The organism is Embleya sp. NPDC059237 (assembly GCF_042754105.1).
Classification (GTDB): Bacteria; Actinomycetota; Actinomycetes; order Streptomycetales; family Streptomycetaceae; genus Embleya.
Map to the genome: position 1 here is coordinate 49,594 of NZ_JBHZAE010000028.1, position 15,458 is coordinate 65,051.

Genomic DNA, 15,458 nt, shown 5'->3' on the forward strand with positions numbered 1-15,458 from the left:
AGGGTCCGCGCATGACGACGCACCACGACCCGCTGGCAGTCCTGGCAGGCGACCCGACAGGCCGGTCGTTCGGACTCGACCTGCCACCGGGAACAGTCGTGGACCGAACCCTCGAGGGACCTCGTCCGCCGTTTCTCTGGCGCACCGACGACGTCGTCGGTGCCGGGATCTGGGCGTGCTTGGAAGCCGCCGCACAGGCGACCGGGCTCCAACCCGTCGTGTTCTGGGGAGACTGGAGCAGCGAACTCGATCACAGCCTCGCGTCCGCCCCCGGCGACCACGACCCCGACGACCTTCTGAGCAGGCTCTGGGACGCCTGCATGCCCGACGCCGACGATCCCGCCGACCTGGTCCGAGCCAACGACAAGACCATCGCCCCCTTCACCACCACCTGGCCGGGGCCGGCTCCCACGACCGCACCCACCACCGACCCGGACAGCGCCGCGGCCGAGCTCGTCGACGACCTGCTCGACAGCCAGTGGTTCGTGGAACCCCGAGGTGGTCTGGTCGACGCGCGGCGCAGCGCCGACATCCTTACCGCGATCGGCTGGACGGGCTCCCTCAACCACGACAACGACGTCGCTGTTTTCGCCGCAGTCCTGCGTTCGTGGGAAGAGCGCTTCGGTGCCCGACTCGTCGCCCTGTCATTCGACCAGCTGGAGTTGGCAGTCTCCGCACCGCCCCGGTCCACTGATGAGGCACTCGGTGTCGCCGCGGAGCACTACGCCTTCTGCCCTGACAACATCTGGCAGGGCACCCGCAGGACTCGGACCATCCGCCACTACGCGGACACCCTGGTGAACGCACGACGCTGGTCATTCTGGTGGGACTAGGGCGTGTATCCAGTCGTGATCAATGAGTGTTCCGGCTGAGGGCTTTGACCCAGATCATCGCGGCGCGGAGGTGGAGGCCGGCGAGGTAGCTCTCGGGGGTCTTGTCGTATCTGGTGGCGACCGCGCGTGCGCCACGGCCACCTCAGCGGCGACGGTGTGCCAGCGCTGCTCCCAATCACGTACGTCGCCGACGCAGGCCCGTACATACGCCGGCGTCACCGGCAGACTCGGCAACCTCCGGCCCGATGCCGCGCTGGCAAACGTGGCCACCGAATAGTGCGCCCGCTCGGCCGACACCCGATAGGTCGGACCACCTGCCTTCTCCCGCAACAAACGCGGCTTCGCTGCGACGCCGACACCGGACCCTCCTCGGCATCCAACGGTTTCTCGCCCCGCGGCACCGACACCACCCCCGTAGGCATCCGCGCCATTCTCCACCGCACTTCGCCCACCGTCCAGGCACCGAAACAAGACACCAGGCCCGCCTCCGACGGGCGGCGGCGCCGCCATGGGGCCGGTGTGTGCGTCTCGCCCGATACCCCAACGGCGCGTCACAGCAGGCGGGTTCGGAGGAGTACCGGTAGCCGGCCGGGCAGCCGAGCCCGCGCGGCTCGTCGAGGGCGTCGGCACCGAGGAGTTCGCGCGGCGCGGCTCCCGTGCGGGGGCGTGGGCCGGGGCCGGGCGCCCGTCGGAGTCGGCGGCGGTTGTCCGGAACTGTTCTGGTGGCGGTGCCGCGGACGCCTCTACGGTGCAGGAGCTGTCAACGGACCGGTGGGATGGGAGACCCGCATCGCGGGCCCGCCGGTCGGGGAGGGGGTGCGGCGCGATCGGGCACGCCCGCGCGCCGGGTGGGGATCGACACGGCACTGCGCAACGCGCGTGAACCGGCGTACTCTCGGCGGGACTTCCCGGCATGCCACCGGCCCCGCGACGACGGTCCGGGGCGAGCGGGTCCACCCACTCCCGGGGACGGGAGTCCACCATCCCGCTTGTTCGTGCCGGCCTGTCCCCACGCATGTCCAGGCACGTTCACGCCGTCCATGCACGTCCATCACCGGTTCGCTCGCGCTCATTCCTCGACGAGGAGAGACGATGACCACGACAGCCCGACGTCTGCTGTCCCTGACGGCCGCGGCCCTGGCCACCACGATTGTGGTGCAGCTGGCCGTGACCGCTTCCGCCCCGGCCGACCCCAACCCGGAGCCCTGGGCCTCGTCGAGGATCCCCCTGGATCCGGACTCGACGAGCCCGCGCTTCACGGTGAACATCTCGGACGAGATCACGAACGAGACCGACTCCAAGACCAGGGACGCGATCGGTACCGCGCTCGACACCTGGAGCCGGGCACTGACCGGCGGGACGACCCTGTTCGATACGACCGGGACCCAAAGGGACCTCAACCCCCCGTACACCCGGACCCGGGCGATCACGATCGAACTGGTCGACTGGCGACAGCTGGCCCGGAAGAACGCCACCAACGTGGGTTGGTCCCGGGGAGCCGCCGCAGAGATCGGCGGTTCCTGCGAGGATCCCTGCAAGGGTCTGACCGCCAAGATCCGGCTGAATCGCACCATGATCAACGAGAGTTGGGTCAACCCCCTCGGCACGACCGAGCCCCCGATGGCGAAGGACAAACTCGTGTGGGCCGTGCTGCACGAGGTCGGCCACGCCCTCGGCCTCGACCACGCCGTCGGCAACGACGCCTGCGACGTCATGCTGGGTGGCGTCGTCGGCGATCCCCCATGCAACGGCGCGTGGGCGTCCAAGCCCACCGACGCCGAGACCGCGGCGGTCAAGGCCAACTACCCGGGAACGTTCGGGTAGTCGACCCCCGCGGCAAGCACGTCGGCGAACACCGTCCGGGGACGCGGGCGTGCCGACCCGGCACGCCACGAGCGCCGCACCGCGACAGGTCCCGAACCCCCCAGGCCGCGCCACCCGCGCGATCGACCCGCCCTTCGCGACCGAAAGGAAGACATGAAAGGAACCGGGAAACTCGCCATCGCACTCGCGGCGTTCGCGACGGCCGCGACAATGACCACCGTCACCCTCCTCCCGACGGCGTCCGCGGACGCCCCCGCCACCGCCGACGCCCCGCCGACCGCGACCGGCACGATCGGCGGTTGGGGCGGCTTCTGCATGGACGTCACCGGCGGCAGCTCCACCGACCGGACGTCCGTGGAGCTCTACACCTGCAACAGCGGCGCGGGCCAGAACTGGACCCTCACCCCGGACGCCTCGTCCGGCACCATCACGGCCCTCGGCAAATGCCTCGACATCCCCGACCACAACACCACCGACGGGACCCCGCTGGAGATCTACACCTGCAACGGCGGCTCCAACCAACAATGGAAGGCGAACCACGACGGCACCATCACCAACCCCGACTCGGGCCTGTGCGTCACCGCCCCCGGAACCCCCCAGATCGGCGTCGTCCTGCAGATCAAGACCTGCGTGTCCGCCGGGGGCCAACGCTGGAGCGTACCCATCCCCGTCGACCCCACCGCCACCGAGGCCGCCGGCCCCGTCCACGGCTGGAGCGACTACTGCATGGACGTCACCGGCGGCAACAGCGACGACCTCACCCCCATAGAGCTCTACACCTGCAACAACAGCACCGGACAGAACTGGACCCGCGCGAGCGACCACACCCTGCGCGCCTTCGGCAAATGCCTCGACCTCAACGGCAACAACCCCACCCGCGGCACCCGACTCCAGCTCTACACCTGCAACGGCAGACCCTCCCAGATCTGGGTCGTCAACTCCGACGAGACCCTCTACAACCCCGGCTCGGGCGGCTGCGCCGCCGCCGCGGGAGTCAGCCCCCAGATCGGCGCCCAACTCCAACTCCAGGACTGCTCCGCACACGACAACCAACGCTGGATCCTTCCCACCACCGGACCGGTCGTGCACTCCGCCTCCGGCAGCTGCATGGACGACAGCAACTCCTCCACCACCGACGGCAACGTCGTACAGATCTTCACCTGCAACGGCAGCGGCGCCCAACAATGGACCTTCGTCAACGGCAACATCACCGTCCTGGGCACATGCCTGCACCCCACCACCCCCACCCAGGGCGCCGTGCTGGAGATCCGGACATGCGACGACACGGCCGGCCAGCGATGGGAACGAGGCGACCACGGGCAGATCTACCACCCGGTGTCCGGGTACTGCGTCACCCTCCCCGACGGCAACGGCAACGACGGCCAGAGCCTCCGCCTCGACACCTGCGCCACGACAAGCGACACGTTCTGGCGCACGCCGTCCTGGATGCCGACCCCGTGAACTCGGCACGTACTCCACGATCGGCCCTCGGCCACGGCGCCCGGCGCGATATGGGCGATCACCGGCGATGTGCCTATATCGGGGTCCGATACCAGCGTCGGTGCACGTACGGCTCCACGAGGAGGATTCCGCTGCCTGCGGTCGCCGCGACGGCGGCGCCTGCGGGTGTTCCCCATCCGGCGGCGACGATGCCGCCCGCGACGATCAGTGGTCGCGCCATGGTCAGCGGGCCGAGTCCGGCGAGGATGGCGAACGTGGCGAGGCGGAACGAGCCGGCGAGGTAGCAGAGCATCGAGGCCGCGACGATCCCGGCGTAGGGCAGCAGGACGGCGAGCATCCGCCATGCGGCCGCGTCGAGTTCGGCGTACCGGGCGGCGTGGTCGTCGGTCGCGCCGAGTACGGCCAGGGCCACGGCGGTGCTCGCGGCGAGTACCAGCGCGCCCGCCGGCAGGCCGCGTCGGGCGGCTCGCAGGTCGGCGGCGCGGCGACGGATGCGGCCGTTGCGGCCGTTGGAGGCCCGGTAGCCGGCCAGCGCGGCGTCGATCATGCCGAGGGCGACCAGCAGCGCCACGCTCATCCGGTCGCCCCCTGGAGCCTGCGGGCGTCCTTGCCGAGGGCGGCGCGCAGCGGGGCGAGGAGGTCGGGGCGTACGCCGAGTATCGGGCGCAGTGTCGTGCACAGGGGGTTGCTGCGTCCTGTGGGTTCGTGGACGAGTGGTACGAGTGGGTGCGCGGCGTGGGCGGCGCGCAGGAGGGTGGTGTCGTCGTGGGCGCGGCGGGCGGAGGCGGTGCCGTCGTGGCGTCCGAGGGGGTCGCGCATGCGGGCGCGGTGGAAGAGCCAGGCGCCGAAGGGGGCGATGCGGGTGGTGGCGATGTCGTAGTGGCAGAAGGCGACGGTGCCGGGGGTGGCCTGGGCGGCGAAGAAGGCGTGGAGGTCGGGGCCGCGGAAGTGGTGCAGGAGGCCGGTGGAGATGTAGACCGTCGCCGCACGCGCGGCGGCGCCGGCAGCGGTGGTCGCCTCGTGGGTGGTGGTGTCGAGCCGGAAGGCGTTCGCGCGCACGAACCGGCAGGGGAGTTGTTCGTCGTGGGCGAGGCGGGTCGCCTCGGCGACCAGTGCGGCGTGCAGGTCGGCGCCGACCAACTCGACGTCGGGGCCGAGTACGTCGTGGGCGGCGAGCCACCGCACGACATGGCCGAGGCCGCACCCGACGTCGACGACGCGGATGCGATCGGGCGCGCCCGGGGTGGAGCGGATCGCGGTGAGCAGCGGCCCCAGCAGGTGGGCGAGACGTTCGGGGATGCGCAGTTCCTCGCTCAGGCGCTGGAGTTCGGTGTGCACGGCGACCAGGCGCCGGTCGACGTACGCCGGATCGAGCAGGCCCCCGTCGAGCACCGGCAACCGCGCGGCGATCCGTGCCCCTCGAGACTGACCCGCGGCACGCAGCGTCGCGACCACGTCGGCGCGCGCGACCGGCACCCGCTCGAGCGAGCCGGGCGCGTGGTCGACGATCAGGTCGGACACCTCGAGACGGGACACCGGAGCACGATACGCCGCTCGGCCCCGCACGGGGCGACGAAGTCGCCTCGGGAATAGGGCGGACACGTACGACGCAGCCTCGCGCGACCGGGGCGCGTTCACGACGGCCGGGGCATCGATCCGCGCGGTTCCCGGGTCGGTTGCGATGTTCGAGGCCGAACCTCGCCTCTCGTTCGGTATCGGTCCCATGGAGGACGACGCGTGCGAGATCGACCCCGCGGGTGAATCGAGCGTGTGGGGGCGCGGTCGGCGCGCCGAGGGGGAGACGGCCGACCGCTGGGCGTCGATGGGCGTTCGGGCCCACACACGAGCACCCCACGACACGGTCCACGATCGTCGGGAAGGCGACCGACGCCGGAGACGCCGCACCGCTTACGGTCGCGGATTCACCCGAAATGGCGCGCTGCCACTCCGGAATGGTTCGTCACCCCGCGCCGGACGATCCCCGACACGGGAGGCCGCTGTTGGCGTCGCTGCCCCGGACGCGATCGACCACATCGGCGAAGCCGCACTCCACGGCCGGCTGCGTGGCCGGCCCGGCCCTACCCCGACCTCGACCCTGACGACGTCGCTCGGCGGTGAGCCGTATGCGGACGTGCGCGGCCCGCTGTCCGGCACCGGACGCGCTGCGGTGGGCTCCGTGTCGGTAGCCGGGATTAGGGTGGGCGGCACTGTGCGCGGTGCGTGCCGGTTGCGGTGGGTCCGAGTTCGCGCGTCTACCCGACGGCGGGGCGACCCCGAACGACGACCGTTGCATCTGCATTTGCATATTCCCTCGAACGGGTGACATTCCCGTCGAGGCTTTCGAGAGCCCGAAAAACGCTGGGGAAAGAATTCGATCGCCGATCTCGATCTCCGCTCCCGATGCGGGCGCCAAGTGATCGAATGCGACCGGGATCGATTGCATTCCGGGCCGGATTCGTTGTCGGAGTCATGAAGTCGTGGGAGTGTTCGACGAGTTGGCGTCGGTATGTCCCGGTGCACGGCGTTGCGCCGAATGTGTGGCGAGCGCCCTGTGGGGCCTGATTCAATGTCCGAGCCGTACCCATGAAAAAGACCCCGGGCGCGATGTGAACGCGCCCGGGGCCGGAAATTTCGAACGGATATGCAGATGCTCGAATCATTGCGCCGGCGATTTCGTCGTGAAGTCGCGGCGCCGCTCGAATATATCATTCCGTGCCGTCTCGGCCCGGAAACCCGTGGGGTCGACGCGTGGGACGTGCACCTGCGTCTCGGGTCGCTCGTGCCGGTCGCCGCCATGTTCTGGTGGGCTGCTGCTCCCGACGGTGCGACACGCTCCGGCACGGTCGGGTTGGTCGTGGCGGGCGCGGCGTTCGTGGGGCGTTCCACCGTCCGCTGGGTTCGTATCCGCCACCACTGAACCCCCGGGTGCCGCCGCAGGGCCGCACCCGATCCCCTCGACCCGCCGTGCCCGTTGCCTCGTGTGCCCCGTTCGCGGGGCACGCGAGGCAACGGGGTCCTCCCGAATTCGGACGGAGAAGCCCACCCCCATGTCCGCCCTCCCGCCCGCGGTGACCTGTCCGACCTGCCGGCGCACGCTCGACGTGCCCCAGGGCACCGCGGGCCGGCCCAGGAAGTACTGCACCGAGCGTTGCCGGATCTCGGCGGCCAACGCCCGCCGCCGCGCCGGGCGCCGCGCCCGCAGCCCCCGCACCGCGGAGGACCCCACCCCCGCCGACGACCTCCTGGCGCTGGCCCGTTCCCTCGTCGACGCGCACCGCCAGAGCCGCACCGCCCTGCAACTCGTCCACCTCTACGAGCAGTTGCACCACGAGACCCTGCGCCTGGCCGACGGCGTCGCCGGCCCCCGCACCTCCACCCTCGACACCACGACCCCACCGCCCGGGGCCGCGCCGGCGCTGGCCCCGCGCATCCCCACCGACCTCGGCGTCGTCCCCGCCCCACCCACCGACGCCCGCACCACCGCCCCGATCGTGACAGCGCCCAGGTCCGCCCGGCGCCTGGCGGCGGCGCTGCGCACCCTGTACCGCGACGGCCGCGCCGGGCTGCGCGACCTCGCCCGCGTCACGCGCATGGGCGAGGAGTTCGTCGAGGCGGTCCTGGACGGCAGCCACTGCCCGCCCTGGCCGACGATCCGCGTGATCACCGAGGAACTCGGCGGTGACCCCGACGAGTTGCTCTGCCTGTGGGACCAGTCCCGCCGCGTGGGCCCCGACACCCCCCGCGACTGCCTCGCCGCGGCCGACGCCCTGGCCCGCCACCTGCGCGCCCTGTGGCTCGCCGCCGACCGCCCCACCCCCACCCGCCTGGCCCACCACCTGCCCCCGGACGTCACCGCCGCCGTCCTGGAACGCACCCTCGTCCCCGACTGGCCCCGAGCCCAGGCCCTCACCCTCGCCCTGGACGACGACCCCGAATGGACCCGCCGCCACTGGAACAGCGCCGACTACGCCGTCCTGACCCACCTCGACACCCCCATCCCCGAACCCGGCCTGCCCTGGAACCTGCTCGTCACCCGCGAGGACCCCACCCCCACCCCATGACGCCCCGTACCCGGACCCGCACGGAGTCGCCGCCATGACCGCGCCACCACCCGCCGACACCCCGCCCCCCACCAGCCCTACGGTCTCCGGCCGCCCCGCGACGTCCGCGTTCGTCGCGTTCCGCCGACGCCACCACACCCCCTACCACCGCTACGCCCGCACCCGCGTCGAGGACCGCCGCGCCGACACCGCCGTCGACGACGCGTTCGCCGAACTCGCCGAGTGCTGGGACGAGATCATGCGCTCCGCCAATCCGGCGGGACACGCCTGGCGCGTCCTGCACGCCGCCGTCGCCGCCGCCGACACCGGCCCGCCCCAGGCGCCGGAGACCGCCCGGGACACGCTGCACCGGACCCTGCCACCCGACCAGGCCGACGCCGTCGTGCTGCACTACCGCCTGGGCATGACCTTGACCACCGCCGCCGACCTGATGGGCCTCGAGGTGCCCGCCGTCGCCCTGCACCTGATCATGGCCGAACGCGCCCTACCGGCGGCAGCCATCCGCGACCTCGAACGCACCCCGGCCCCCTGACTGCCTGCGTCATATCCGTCGGCCGATCTGGTCGGCTGTCCAGCCATCGCGCCGGCGGCCGGATGCGGCTGTGACGTTGCCGTGTTCTACGCTCCGGGCCCATGAACAGCACCACACACGCGGTCGCCCCGGCCTGGGCCCATGAGCACTGTCTCTATCTGCCGTCCGCGGCAGCAGCGACTGCCGCTGCCGGGGAACTGGCCGACCACGGGCACCTGCTGGTCGCGGCCCGGCCCGCGGGTGGGCCTGGCGAGGCGGAGGTGCCCGACGGGTGGTGGCGGGTGTCCTCGCTTGCGGAGGTCGCCGGCAGAACGCGTGAGGAGCAGCATTGGATGTCGACTCGAACCGTCATCGATGCCGAGGACATCGCACGCCGGAACCGGGGCTTCACCAGTGGCGGCGGCTTTGGCCGCCGCGACGGCATGCTCGAGGGGTTCGATCGCGAGGGACTTCTGCACGAACGGCCGCCGAGCCTCGAACCGGTGGCGGCATCCGGACCGCCGCCGGCACCGGCGGCCCCGCCGTGGACGTGCGGCGGAACGGGGCCCGCGCCGACGCTGATCGACGCCGCACGTGCCGCGGCCATGGGGTGGTACGGCGAGGTCGCGGCGATGCCGGAGTTCGCGGGGTGGCTGTTCGACGAGGACTTCTTCGAAGAGTTCGGCGACTCCTTGGATGCCGGGGAGTTCCTGAGCCTGCTGGCCGAGTGGATGTCCTCGGATGGGCAAGCCTCGGACGTCACCGCCGAGGCGGTGCCCTTCGTGGCGGCTCTGGCGGCGGAGGTCGCGATGCCGGACGGTGCCCGCGCGGCTTTCCTGATGGACCTGCTGAGGGCGGCCGTGGCCGGGCCGTGCAGGGCGGTTGCGCTGGTCGACCGGGCAGCCGCCCTGGACGAGGGGACCGGCGAGTCGGTAGGCGAGCGCGCGGTGCGGCCGGCCGTCGAAGCGGAGATCCCGTGCTTGTTGGCGCGTTGGGACGACGAAGCCGACGCGTGTCGTCTGGTGCTCGCCGCCCTGGCCGCCGTCGTTCCCGACACGGCCCCATGGATCGGTGACCGGCTCGCGGAACTCGATGCCCCCGCAGGTACTCGCCGGGCCGACGTCGTCGCACTCGTCGACGCGCTGCTGCTCGACGACGCCACGTACGCGATCGGCGCGGTGGCGGCGTGGCACAGCGAGACGGCCATCAGCGCCGCCACACCCGCAGACCGCCGTATCGTGGCCTTGGCCGTGCTTCCAGACCTGATCGGTGAGGAACTCTCCGATCTGCCGCGGTGACGGACAACCTCGACCCGACCCAGCCCATCACGCGGCTCGAGGCCGAAGGACGACAGAGGGGCCAAGGGTGCGGCTCTTGCGTCGGCGGGTCAGGCGGCGGGTCACCGGGGTGATCGCCGCGAGCGTCAGCAGGGACTCGGCGTACTGGACGAGGCGTACGTAGCCGCAGGCGTGGCGGCGGGCGTGCATGATCCAGGCCAGGGACCGTTCGACGACCCCGCAGGGTGTTGTGTGGAATCTGTCTCGTCAAGCAGAGTCGTTGCGGCCGAAGGTGAAGTCGACGTCGCGCCATGCGGGAAGGCCGGCCATGTATCGAAGGGCGTTTTCGCAGGCGTCGGCCTGAGTGGTGTGACCGCCCCGGTCGATGCCGGTCATCGCGAGCATCAGTCCCAGGATATGGAGGTCGGGGTCGCCACCGGAGTCCTCGGTGGCGAGAACGTCGAGAACTTCGCGCAGTGTCCGGGTGTAGTCGATCTCCCGGCCGGCGACCGGGGCACGGGCTGCGACATCGGCCAGGTCGGGCAGGATTTGCCGAGGAACGACCTGCCGGCCTTTCCCTAGTGGCCAAGGAGTCGTCGACGCTGCCTCGACCAGCCGCCGAGCGTCCTCGGTGAAATCAGAGTGTCGCGAGTGCTCCATCGTGTCCTCTTGGTCTTGCGATGTCGGCGCACCGGTCCATCTGTTCGACGACGTACGAATGAACGTGCTCGGTTGGTCGGGCTCGATCGACGTCGCCGGGAGTCAACTCCACTCCGAATGTGACCTCGGACCGGTGCGATGATGCGGTTGTGCGAAATCCCGATGTCTCCTTCCTGTGGCGTCTGTTGATCGAGTCGTTGACCACGCTTGCGGCGGATCCCGCCGACCAGGTTGCCTGGCTGGACGAGTATCGCGTGGGAACGGACGAGTTGGCGTTGGACTTCGATCATGCCCATCGTCTCGTCCCGAGCCTCGTGGAGGCAGGGCGCCTCGATGGGGAGGTCGCGGCCGAACTCCGCAGAATCGATGTGCTGTTCGTGGGCATGAGCGGCCGGGAAAACGCCGAGCGTTGGGCTCGCGAGGCCCTGCTCGCCGACTCGGGATGGATCGAGATCCGCGCATCGTCCCGCCGGCTGCTCGTCGACCTCCTGGGAGACTGGCGCCTGCCGATGCCGGTGATCTGTGTGGTCCGTTGACCTGTGGGAGGGGGAGCAGGTGCCGCACCGCGCTTCGAGGTCCGGCATCCGTACCTCGGCGACCGCGGATGGTTCCGGGGGAACGCGATCGCTGTGGCCCGAAGTGTCCAAGCCCCCGTTGCGCCTTGGCAGCCGCCGGGCGCCCCGGGGGGTGGAATCCTACGCACGGCTCGATCGGCACATGAACGAGGGCAGGACGTCGTCGACTTGACGATCGCGTGCCCGAGGTGACCGTGCACCGGCGTTCAGAACGGGGGTGTGTCCGTGTCGGTGGTCGCGGCCGGCCAGAGGGGCCTGGGGCGGGGCCGTCGCAGGTGCGCCACGGCTTCCTCGATGCGACCGAGGTCGATCAGATATCGGGCCAGGACCTCCGAGTTGGCGGTGGGGTGTCGTTCGAGTTCGGTGACGGCTTCCTCGGGCCGGCCGGCGTCGGCGAGCACCTCGGCGATGGTCCACGCCGCGTACGAGCTGTCTCCCTCGGGGTGTGCTCGGGCCTGGGCGATTGCCTCCTCGTGCAGCCCGCACGCGGCCAGCAGCGTGATCCGGCTGCGGAAGAACTCCCAGTCCTGCTGCCCCGGAAGGAGGTCGTCGAGGTGGGCCAGGCCTTCCCGGGCGCGGCCGTGGTCGGTGTACAGGGTGCACAGCATGGACACGGTCCAGTCCTCCGAGTGGTCGTCGACGAGTGCGCGCATGACCGTGATCGCCTCGTCGACGCGGCCGTGCCGCTCGAGGAACCGCGCGAGGTGCACGTCGGGGTGGGAGAAGCCGGTCCGCGCGTCGACGCGATTCCGAAGTACCGTGATCGCGCCTTCCACGTCGCCGCGTTCCTCGAGCCACTCCACCAGGCACGCCGCCGCGTGGCCGTGGTGCTCGACCCTCGCATAGTCGGCCAGTTCGTCCAACCGGTCGTGCCGTGCGAGCAGGTCGGCGAGCCGGTCGCGGTTGTTGACCGACGTGGTGGCGCGGTTGCGCAGGAGGGCGACGGCGTCGTCGATCCGGCCCTGGCGTTCGCGGATCTCCGCGAGTAATTCGAGCGCGTTCCACGGGGTGAGGCCGCCGCGGCCGCACGAGGGTGAGCCGCAGTGGTCGCAGTCGTACCGGGCCCGGATGCGGGCGGTCAGCAGGTCGGCGGCGTCCTCGTCGCGACCGGCGACCGCGGCGACCTCGACCAGCGCCGCCGCTGGAATCCACTCCGCGACGTGGGGAGCGAGCAGCGAGAACGCCTCGTCGGCGCGAGCGTGCCGGGCGAGCAGACGCGCACAGAACGCCAGTTCCAACGAACCCCCGCCCTCCGTGTGCGGGCGCACCAGCGCGATCGCCTCCTCGGCCTTCCCCCACCCCTCCAACACCTCGGCCGCCGCCTCGGCCGCCGTCCACCACCCCGTGGCCACATAGGGGTCGAGCACCCGCAGCGCCTCGGCGTGGCCGTCCCGCGCGGTCAGCGACCGTGCGTGCTCGCGCGCGCAGAACCACTCCCCGTCCGCCGCCCAGGCCTCCACCATTTCGTGGTGCCCGAGTTCGAGGAGGCGGGTGACCAGATGCGGAGGAATACACCCGGACTGGGTCCGGGTTCGCGAGTCGAGATCTTCAGCGTCCACGGCCGCGCAGCATAGGCCCCGCCTGTGACACCGACCGGACCTCGAGACACCCGTGGCACCGGTCGCCCCGAACCGGTCACCCTCCCGTGTCCGAGCCGCACCGACCCGGGCCGCAGGGCAGCGGGCCGATCTCGGCGGACGACGGGTGCTCGTGGTGAGCATCCCGCGATGTCGGATCCGACGCCGATACCCGGGAACTCGATGCCGCGCGCCCCGTACGCGCCCGTGCGCGCCCGAATCCGCGCCGGCGCCGCGCAAACAGGCCCCGAAATCCTCGTTCACCCACAGGAGTTGCCCACCACCGGATGCCCGGTTCCCTAGCATGGGGCGTGTCACCCTGGCGGGGGAGTGGCGCGGACGTCGAGGGGACACCATGGACCAGGACAACGATTCCGGCCCACCCCCGATCGACACGAAAACCCCCAGCGTCGCCCGCATGCACGACTACCTCCTCGGCGGCACCGACAACTACCCCGCCGACCGCCGCGCCTGCGCGAAACTCCTGCGCGTCGCCCCCGACATCCGCGCCCTCGCGCTCAACAACCGGGCGTTCCTGCGGCGCGCGGTGCGCGTGCTGGCGCGCGAGCACGGGATCCGGCAGTTCCTCGACCACGGCTCCGGGCTGCCGACCCGCGACAACGTGCACCAGGTTGCCCGGGCCGTCCACCCCGACTGCCGCGTCGTCTACGTCGACAACGACCCCACCGCCGAGGCCCACGGCCGCACCCTCCTCGACGAGAACGACGGATCGGCCCGGTTCCTGCGCGCGGACCTGCGCCAGCCCGACGCCATCCTCGACCACCGCGACCTCCGCGCCACCCTCGACCTGGAGCGCCCCGTAGCCGCGCTGTTCGTGTCCGTACTCCACTGCATCCCCGAACACGACGACCCCAAGGCGATCGTGCGCCGCGTTGCGGAGCGCCTGCGGCCGGGCAGCTTCGTCCTGGTGTGCCAACTCGTCAGCCACGACGCGCGCGCCCGGGAGGCCGTTACCCGCTGCATGGACGAGGCCACCGGCGGCCGGTGGGGCGCCGTGCGGTCCCCGTCCGCCGTCGACGCCTTCCTCGAGGGCCTGGACGTCGAACCCCCCGGCCTGACGGAGGTCACCGAGTGGCATCCCGACACCGAACCCCGCGTCCTGCAGGGCGGCGACTTCATCGAATACGGCGGCCTCGCCCGCATCCCCTGAAATCCCGTCGCGGCACCGCTGTCCGATCGCGTTGAACTCTGCGATGCAGCGCGTTGCCGACGAGCGAGTCGCGGGGTCTCGCGAGACATCCGCCGCCGATCCGTCCAAGCGAACCTTTCAACTTCGGGAGCGTCAGGAGCGTTGTGTCGGTACCGACGTCGGTCTGCCCCTCGACTTCGACGAGCTGACGTTTCCCCCGGTGTGTTCTCCGGCTGCCGAATGTGGTTGCGGCCGACTGTGCGGATGCGGTGATACTCCGTCATGAGTAGAGATGCCGAGGTCATCGTGCTTGCCCGCTTGGCGGATGAGGTCATGGAACCGCTGACTCGGGACGACGGGGAACGCACCTGGCGCGGCCGCTTCGTTCCGATAGCGGGGCACTGGGGCTATGAGTTCGGGTGGGCCCTGGAGTTCGAGAAGATGCGCGCTCGCAAGGGCCTGCTCAAGCATCTGGAGTCGCTACCGTGGCCCTATCCCGCAACGGTGCAGGTGCTGCTCCGTGACCAGGACGACGACTGCTTCGGCATGTGGATGTTCCAGGACGGGAAGCTGGTGGAGGTTGCGATTCCACGCACCGAGCGATTCCATCAGCCTGCACCGCCCAACGATGAGTTCGAACCGGATCCGGGAATGCTGCTGCGGACCGACCTGGGCGGGGACCTGCCCGAGCAGACCCCAGAGGAACGGCGTGAGAACCGCCCAGCCTGGTAGATCTCCAGTGCGCAGTCGACCTGAAAGCGGAAGCAGCCCGGCGTCGTGCGGAGTCGAGGCCTCACGCTCGGCGAGGAACTCGTCGATCAACCGGGGGAAGGCAACGACCTGCGCCTCCTGCTCGGTGGTGAACTCGTCCATGTTCGTTGGCGCGTCGGGGGCGGTGAGCATCGGGACGTGTGCGATCCAGCCGAGGTTGCCGGTCTCGCCCATGCGTTGTGTTGCGGTGCCCAACAGCCCCGGAGTCATCCGGACGCGTGTGGGTGGGTGATCATGTCGGCCATGATCGTCGCGTCGTCGGGTGAGTCCGAGGCGGCGGAATGCCGCCGGATCAAGGTGTGGTTTCGGTTCGTGCCGCGTGAGGGTTGGCTGCCGCATGACCGGGAAGGGCTTTGGGCCGTCCGGGTCGGTGAGGACACCGCGCGTATCCGGAACGTGCCGTTCCTTCAGAACGGCGTTGCCCAAGGCGACATCGTGCGGTTCGCGAGCGATGACGACGGGCTTCACTGGGCCGTCGGCCGGGTCGAGGCGTCCGGCGGTTGCACCATTCGCGTCCTGCCGGTGCCGAACGGTCCGCTCGGGCGCAGCGCGAACGCCGTTCATGAGCGCTTCGCGCCGTTCGGTCTGGGCGGAGAGGCGTTCAGCGACGAGTTCCCTTTGGTGGCCTTCGATGTGCGGGCCGACGCGGACATGACTGGCATCAAGGCGCTGCTGGCCCAAGGTCGGGCGGACGGCTGGTGGCACTACGAAGAAGGCTGCGTCAACGACGCCTGGCGGAACGCGTAGGGCTCGAAGGT

15 protein-coding genes and 1 pseudogene are annotated in these 15,458 nt (G+C 71.0%); 11 read left to right on the forward strand and 5 right to left on the reverse strand.

All coding sequences use genetic code 11. The features are described 5' to 3' along the window. Positions 1 to 11 precede the first annotated feature (11 nt). From ACFXKZ_RS48575 to ACFXKZ_RS48585, 3 genes are all read left to right on the forward strand, one after another. Entirely contained in the window at positions 12 to 833 is an 822-nt protein-coding gene (locus ACFXKZ_RS48575) for a DUF4253 domain-containing protein (protein ID WP_380013570.1), read from the forward strand. A gap of 1,092 nt (positions 834 to 1,925) precedes the next feature. Then, positions 1,926 to 2,657, forward strand: coding sequence for a hypothetical protein (locus ACFXKZ_RS48580; RefSeq protein ID WP_380013573.1), 732 nt, complete (start codon positions 1,926 to 1,928; stop codon positions 2,655 to 2,657). Between the two features lie 153 nt (positions 2,658 to 2,810). Further along, a complete protein-coding gene (locus ACFXKZ_RS48585; RefSeq protein WP_380013576.1) occupies positions 2,811 to 4,118 on the forward strand; it encodes a ricin-type beta-trefoil lectin domain protein in 1,308 nt (435 codons plus the stop codon). 73 nt (positions 4,119 to 4,191) lie between these two features. On the opposite strand, the gene ACFXKZ_RS48590 is transcribed toward ACFXKZ_RS48585, so the two are convergent. Beyond that, positions 4,192 to 4,695: an oxidoreductase gene (locus ACFXKZ_RS48590; protein WP_380013579.1), complete on the reverse strand. Its 504-nt coding sequence runs from the start codon at positions 4,693 to 4,695 to the stop codon at positions 4,192 to 4,194. Further along, positions 4,692 to 5,654, reverse strand: a complete 963-nt coding sequence (locus ACFXKZ_RS48595) for a class I SAM-dependent methyltransferase (protein WP_380013582.1) — start codon at positions 5,652 to 5,654, stop codon at positions 4,692 to 4,694. Before ACFXKZ_RS48595 ends, ACFXKZ_RS48590 begins: the two co-directional genes overlap by 4 nt. 1,111 nt (positions 5,655 to 6,765) lie before the next feature. On the opposite strand from ACFXKZ_RS48595, the gene ACFXKZ_RS48600 reads away from it, so the two are divergent. From ACFXKZ_RS48600 to ACFXKZ_RS48615, 4 genes are all read left to right on the forward strand, one after another. Further along, positions 6,766 to 7,035 carry a hypothetical protein gene (locus tag ACFXKZ_RS48600; RefSeq protein ID WP_380013585.1) on the forward strand — a complete coding sequence of 90 codons (270 nt, stop codon included), beginning with the start codon at positions 6,766 to 6,768 and terminating at the stop codon, positions 7,033 to 7,035. Between the two features lie 130 nt (positions 7,036 to 7,165). Beyond that, complete coding sequence (locus tag ACFXKZ_RS48605) at positions 7,166 to 8,179, forward strand: hypothetical protein (protein ID WP_380013588.1); 1,014 nt, start codon at positions 7,166 to 7,168, stop codon at positions 8,177 to 8,179. Between the two features lie 34 nt (positions 8,180 to 8,213). Next, positions 8,214 to 8,711 carry a sigma factor-like helix-turn-helix DNA-binding protein gene (locus ACFXKZ_RS48610; protein ID WP_380013591.1) on the forward strand — a complete coding sequence of 166 codons (498 nt, stop codon included), beginning with the start codon at positions 8,214 to 8,216 and terminating at the stop codon, positions 8,709 to 8,711. Positions 8,712 to 8,812: 101 nt separating this feature from the next. Continuing rightward, entirely contained in the window at positions 8,813 to 9,988 is a 1,176-nt protein-coding gene (locus tag ACFXKZ_RS48615; protein ID WP_380013594.1) for a hypothetical protein, read from the forward strand. Between the two features lie 84 nt (positions 9,989 to 10,072). On the opposite strand, the pseudogene ACFXKZ_RS48620 reads toward ACFXKZ_RS48615, so the two are convergent. Both ACFXKZ_RS48620 and ACFXKZ_RS48625 read right to left on the reverse strand, forming a co-directional pair. Beyond that, positions 10,073 to 10,204: pseudogene (locus tag ACFXKZ_RS48620) on the reverse strand (IS5/IS1182 family transposase); the annotation flags it as partial. A 30-nt stretch (positions 10,205 to 10,234) separates the two neighbouring features. Then, complete coding sequence (locus tag ACFXKZ_RS48625) at positions 10,235 to 10,627, reverse strand: hypothetical protein (protein ID WP_380013597.1); 393 nt, start codon at positions 10,625 to 10,627, stop codon at positions 10,235 to 10,237. Positions 10,628 to 10,776: 149 nt separating this feature from the next. Here ACFXKZ_RS48625 and ACFXKZ_RS48630 point away from each other — a divergent pair, with 149 nt between their 5' ends. Beyond that, positions 10,777 to 11,163, forward strand: coding sequence for a hypothetical protein (locus ACFXKZ_RS48630; protein ID WP_380013600.1), 387 nt, complete (start codon positions 10,777 to 10,779; stop codon positions 11,161 to 11,163). 245 nt (positions 11,164 to 11,408) lie between these two features. Here the strand turns inward: ACFXKZ_RS48630 and ACFXKZ_RS48635 are convergent, their stop codons facing one another. Beyond that, on the reverse strand, positions 11,409 to 12,761 hold the full coding sequence (locus ACFXKZ_RS48635) for a tetratricopeptide repeat protein (RefSeq protein WP_380013603.1): 1,353 nt from the start codon (positions 12,759 to 12,761) through the stop codon (positions 11,409 to 11,411). Between the two features lie 373 nt (positions 12,762 to 13,134). Between ACFXKZ_RS48635 and ACFXKZ_RS48640 the strand changes: the two genes are divergently transcribed. The 3 genes from ACFXKZ_RS48640 to ACFXKZ_RS48650 all read left to right on the forward strand — a co-directional run bounded on the left by ACFXKZ_RS48640 (position 13,135) and on the right by ACFXKZ_RS48650 (position 15,447). Then, complete coding sequence (locus tag ACFXKZ_RS48640) at positions 13,135 to 13,950, forward strand: SAM-dependent methyltransferase (RefSeq protein ID WP_380013606.1); 816 nt, start codon at positions 13,135 to 13,137, stop codon at positions 13,948 to 13,950. A 261-nt stretch (positions 13,951 to 14,211) separates the two neighbouring features. Then, positions 14,212 to 14,661 (forward strand): hypothetical protein, encoded by a 450-nt coding sequence (locus ACFXKZ_RS48645; protein WP_380013609.1) that lies wholly within the window; start codon positions 14,212 to 14,214, stop codon positions 14,659 to 14,661. Positions 14,662 to 14,943: 282 nt separating this feature from the next. Beyond that, positions 14,944 to 15,447 carry a DUF4265 domain-containing protein gene (locus tag ACFXKZ_RS48650; protein ID WP_380013612.1) on the forward strand — a complete coding sequence of 168 codons (504 nt, stop codon included), beginning with the start codon at positions 14,944 to 14,946 and terminating at the stop codon, positions 15,445 to 15,447. Positions 15,448 to 15,458: the final 11 nt, after the last annotated feature.

Coding starts and splice junctions, on each gene's coding strand:
- ACFXKZ_RS48610 (WP_380013591.1), top strand. CDS start 8,214: ATGACCGCGCCACCACCCGCCGACACCCCGCCCCCCACCAGCCCTACG.
- ACFXKZ_RS48605 (WP_380013588.1), top strand. CDS start 7,166: ATGTCCGCCCTCCCGCCCGCGGTGACCTGTCCGACCTGCCGGCGCACG.
- ACFXKZ_RS48580 (WP_380013573.1), top strand. CDS start 1,926: ATGACCACGACAGCCCGACGTCTGCTGTCCCTGACGGCCGCGGCCCTG.
- ACFXKZ_RS48590 (WP_380013579.1), bottom strand. CDS start 4,695: ATGAGCGTGGCGCTGCTGGTCGCCCTCGGCATGATCGACGCCGCGCTG.
- ACFXKZ_RS48645 (WP_380013609.1), top strand. CDS start 14,212: ATGAGTAGAGATGCCGAGGTCATCGTGCTTGCCCGCTTGGCGGATGAG.
- ACFXKZ_RS48640 (WP_380013606.1), top strand. CDS start 13,135: ATGGACCAGGACAACGATTCCGGCCCACCCCCGATCGACACGAAAACC.
- ACFXKZ_RS48575 (WP_380013570.1), top strand. CDS start 12: ATGACGACGCACCACGACCCGCTGGCAGTCCTGGCAGGCGACCCGACA.
- ACFXKZ_RS48585 (WP_380013576.1), top strand. CDS start 2,811: ATGAAAGGAACCGGGAAACTCGCCATCGCACTCGCGGCGTTCGCGACG.
- ACFXKZ_RS48600 (WP_380013585.1), top strand. CDS start 6,766: ATGCTCGAATCATTGCGCCGGCGATTTCGTCGTGAAGTCGCGGCGCCG.
- ACFXKZ_RS48625 (WP_380013597.1), bottom strand. CDS start 10,627: ATGGAGCACTCGCGACACTCTGATTTCACCGAGGACGCTCGGCGGCTG.
- ACFXKZ_RS48615 (WP_380013594.1), top strand. CDS start 8,813: ATGAACAGCACCACACACGCGGTCGCCCCGGCCTGGGCCCATGAGCAC.
- ACFXKZ_RS48650 (WP_380013612.1), top strand. CDS start 14,944: ATGATCGTCGCGTCGTCGGGTGAGTCCGAGGCGGCGGAATGCCGCCGG.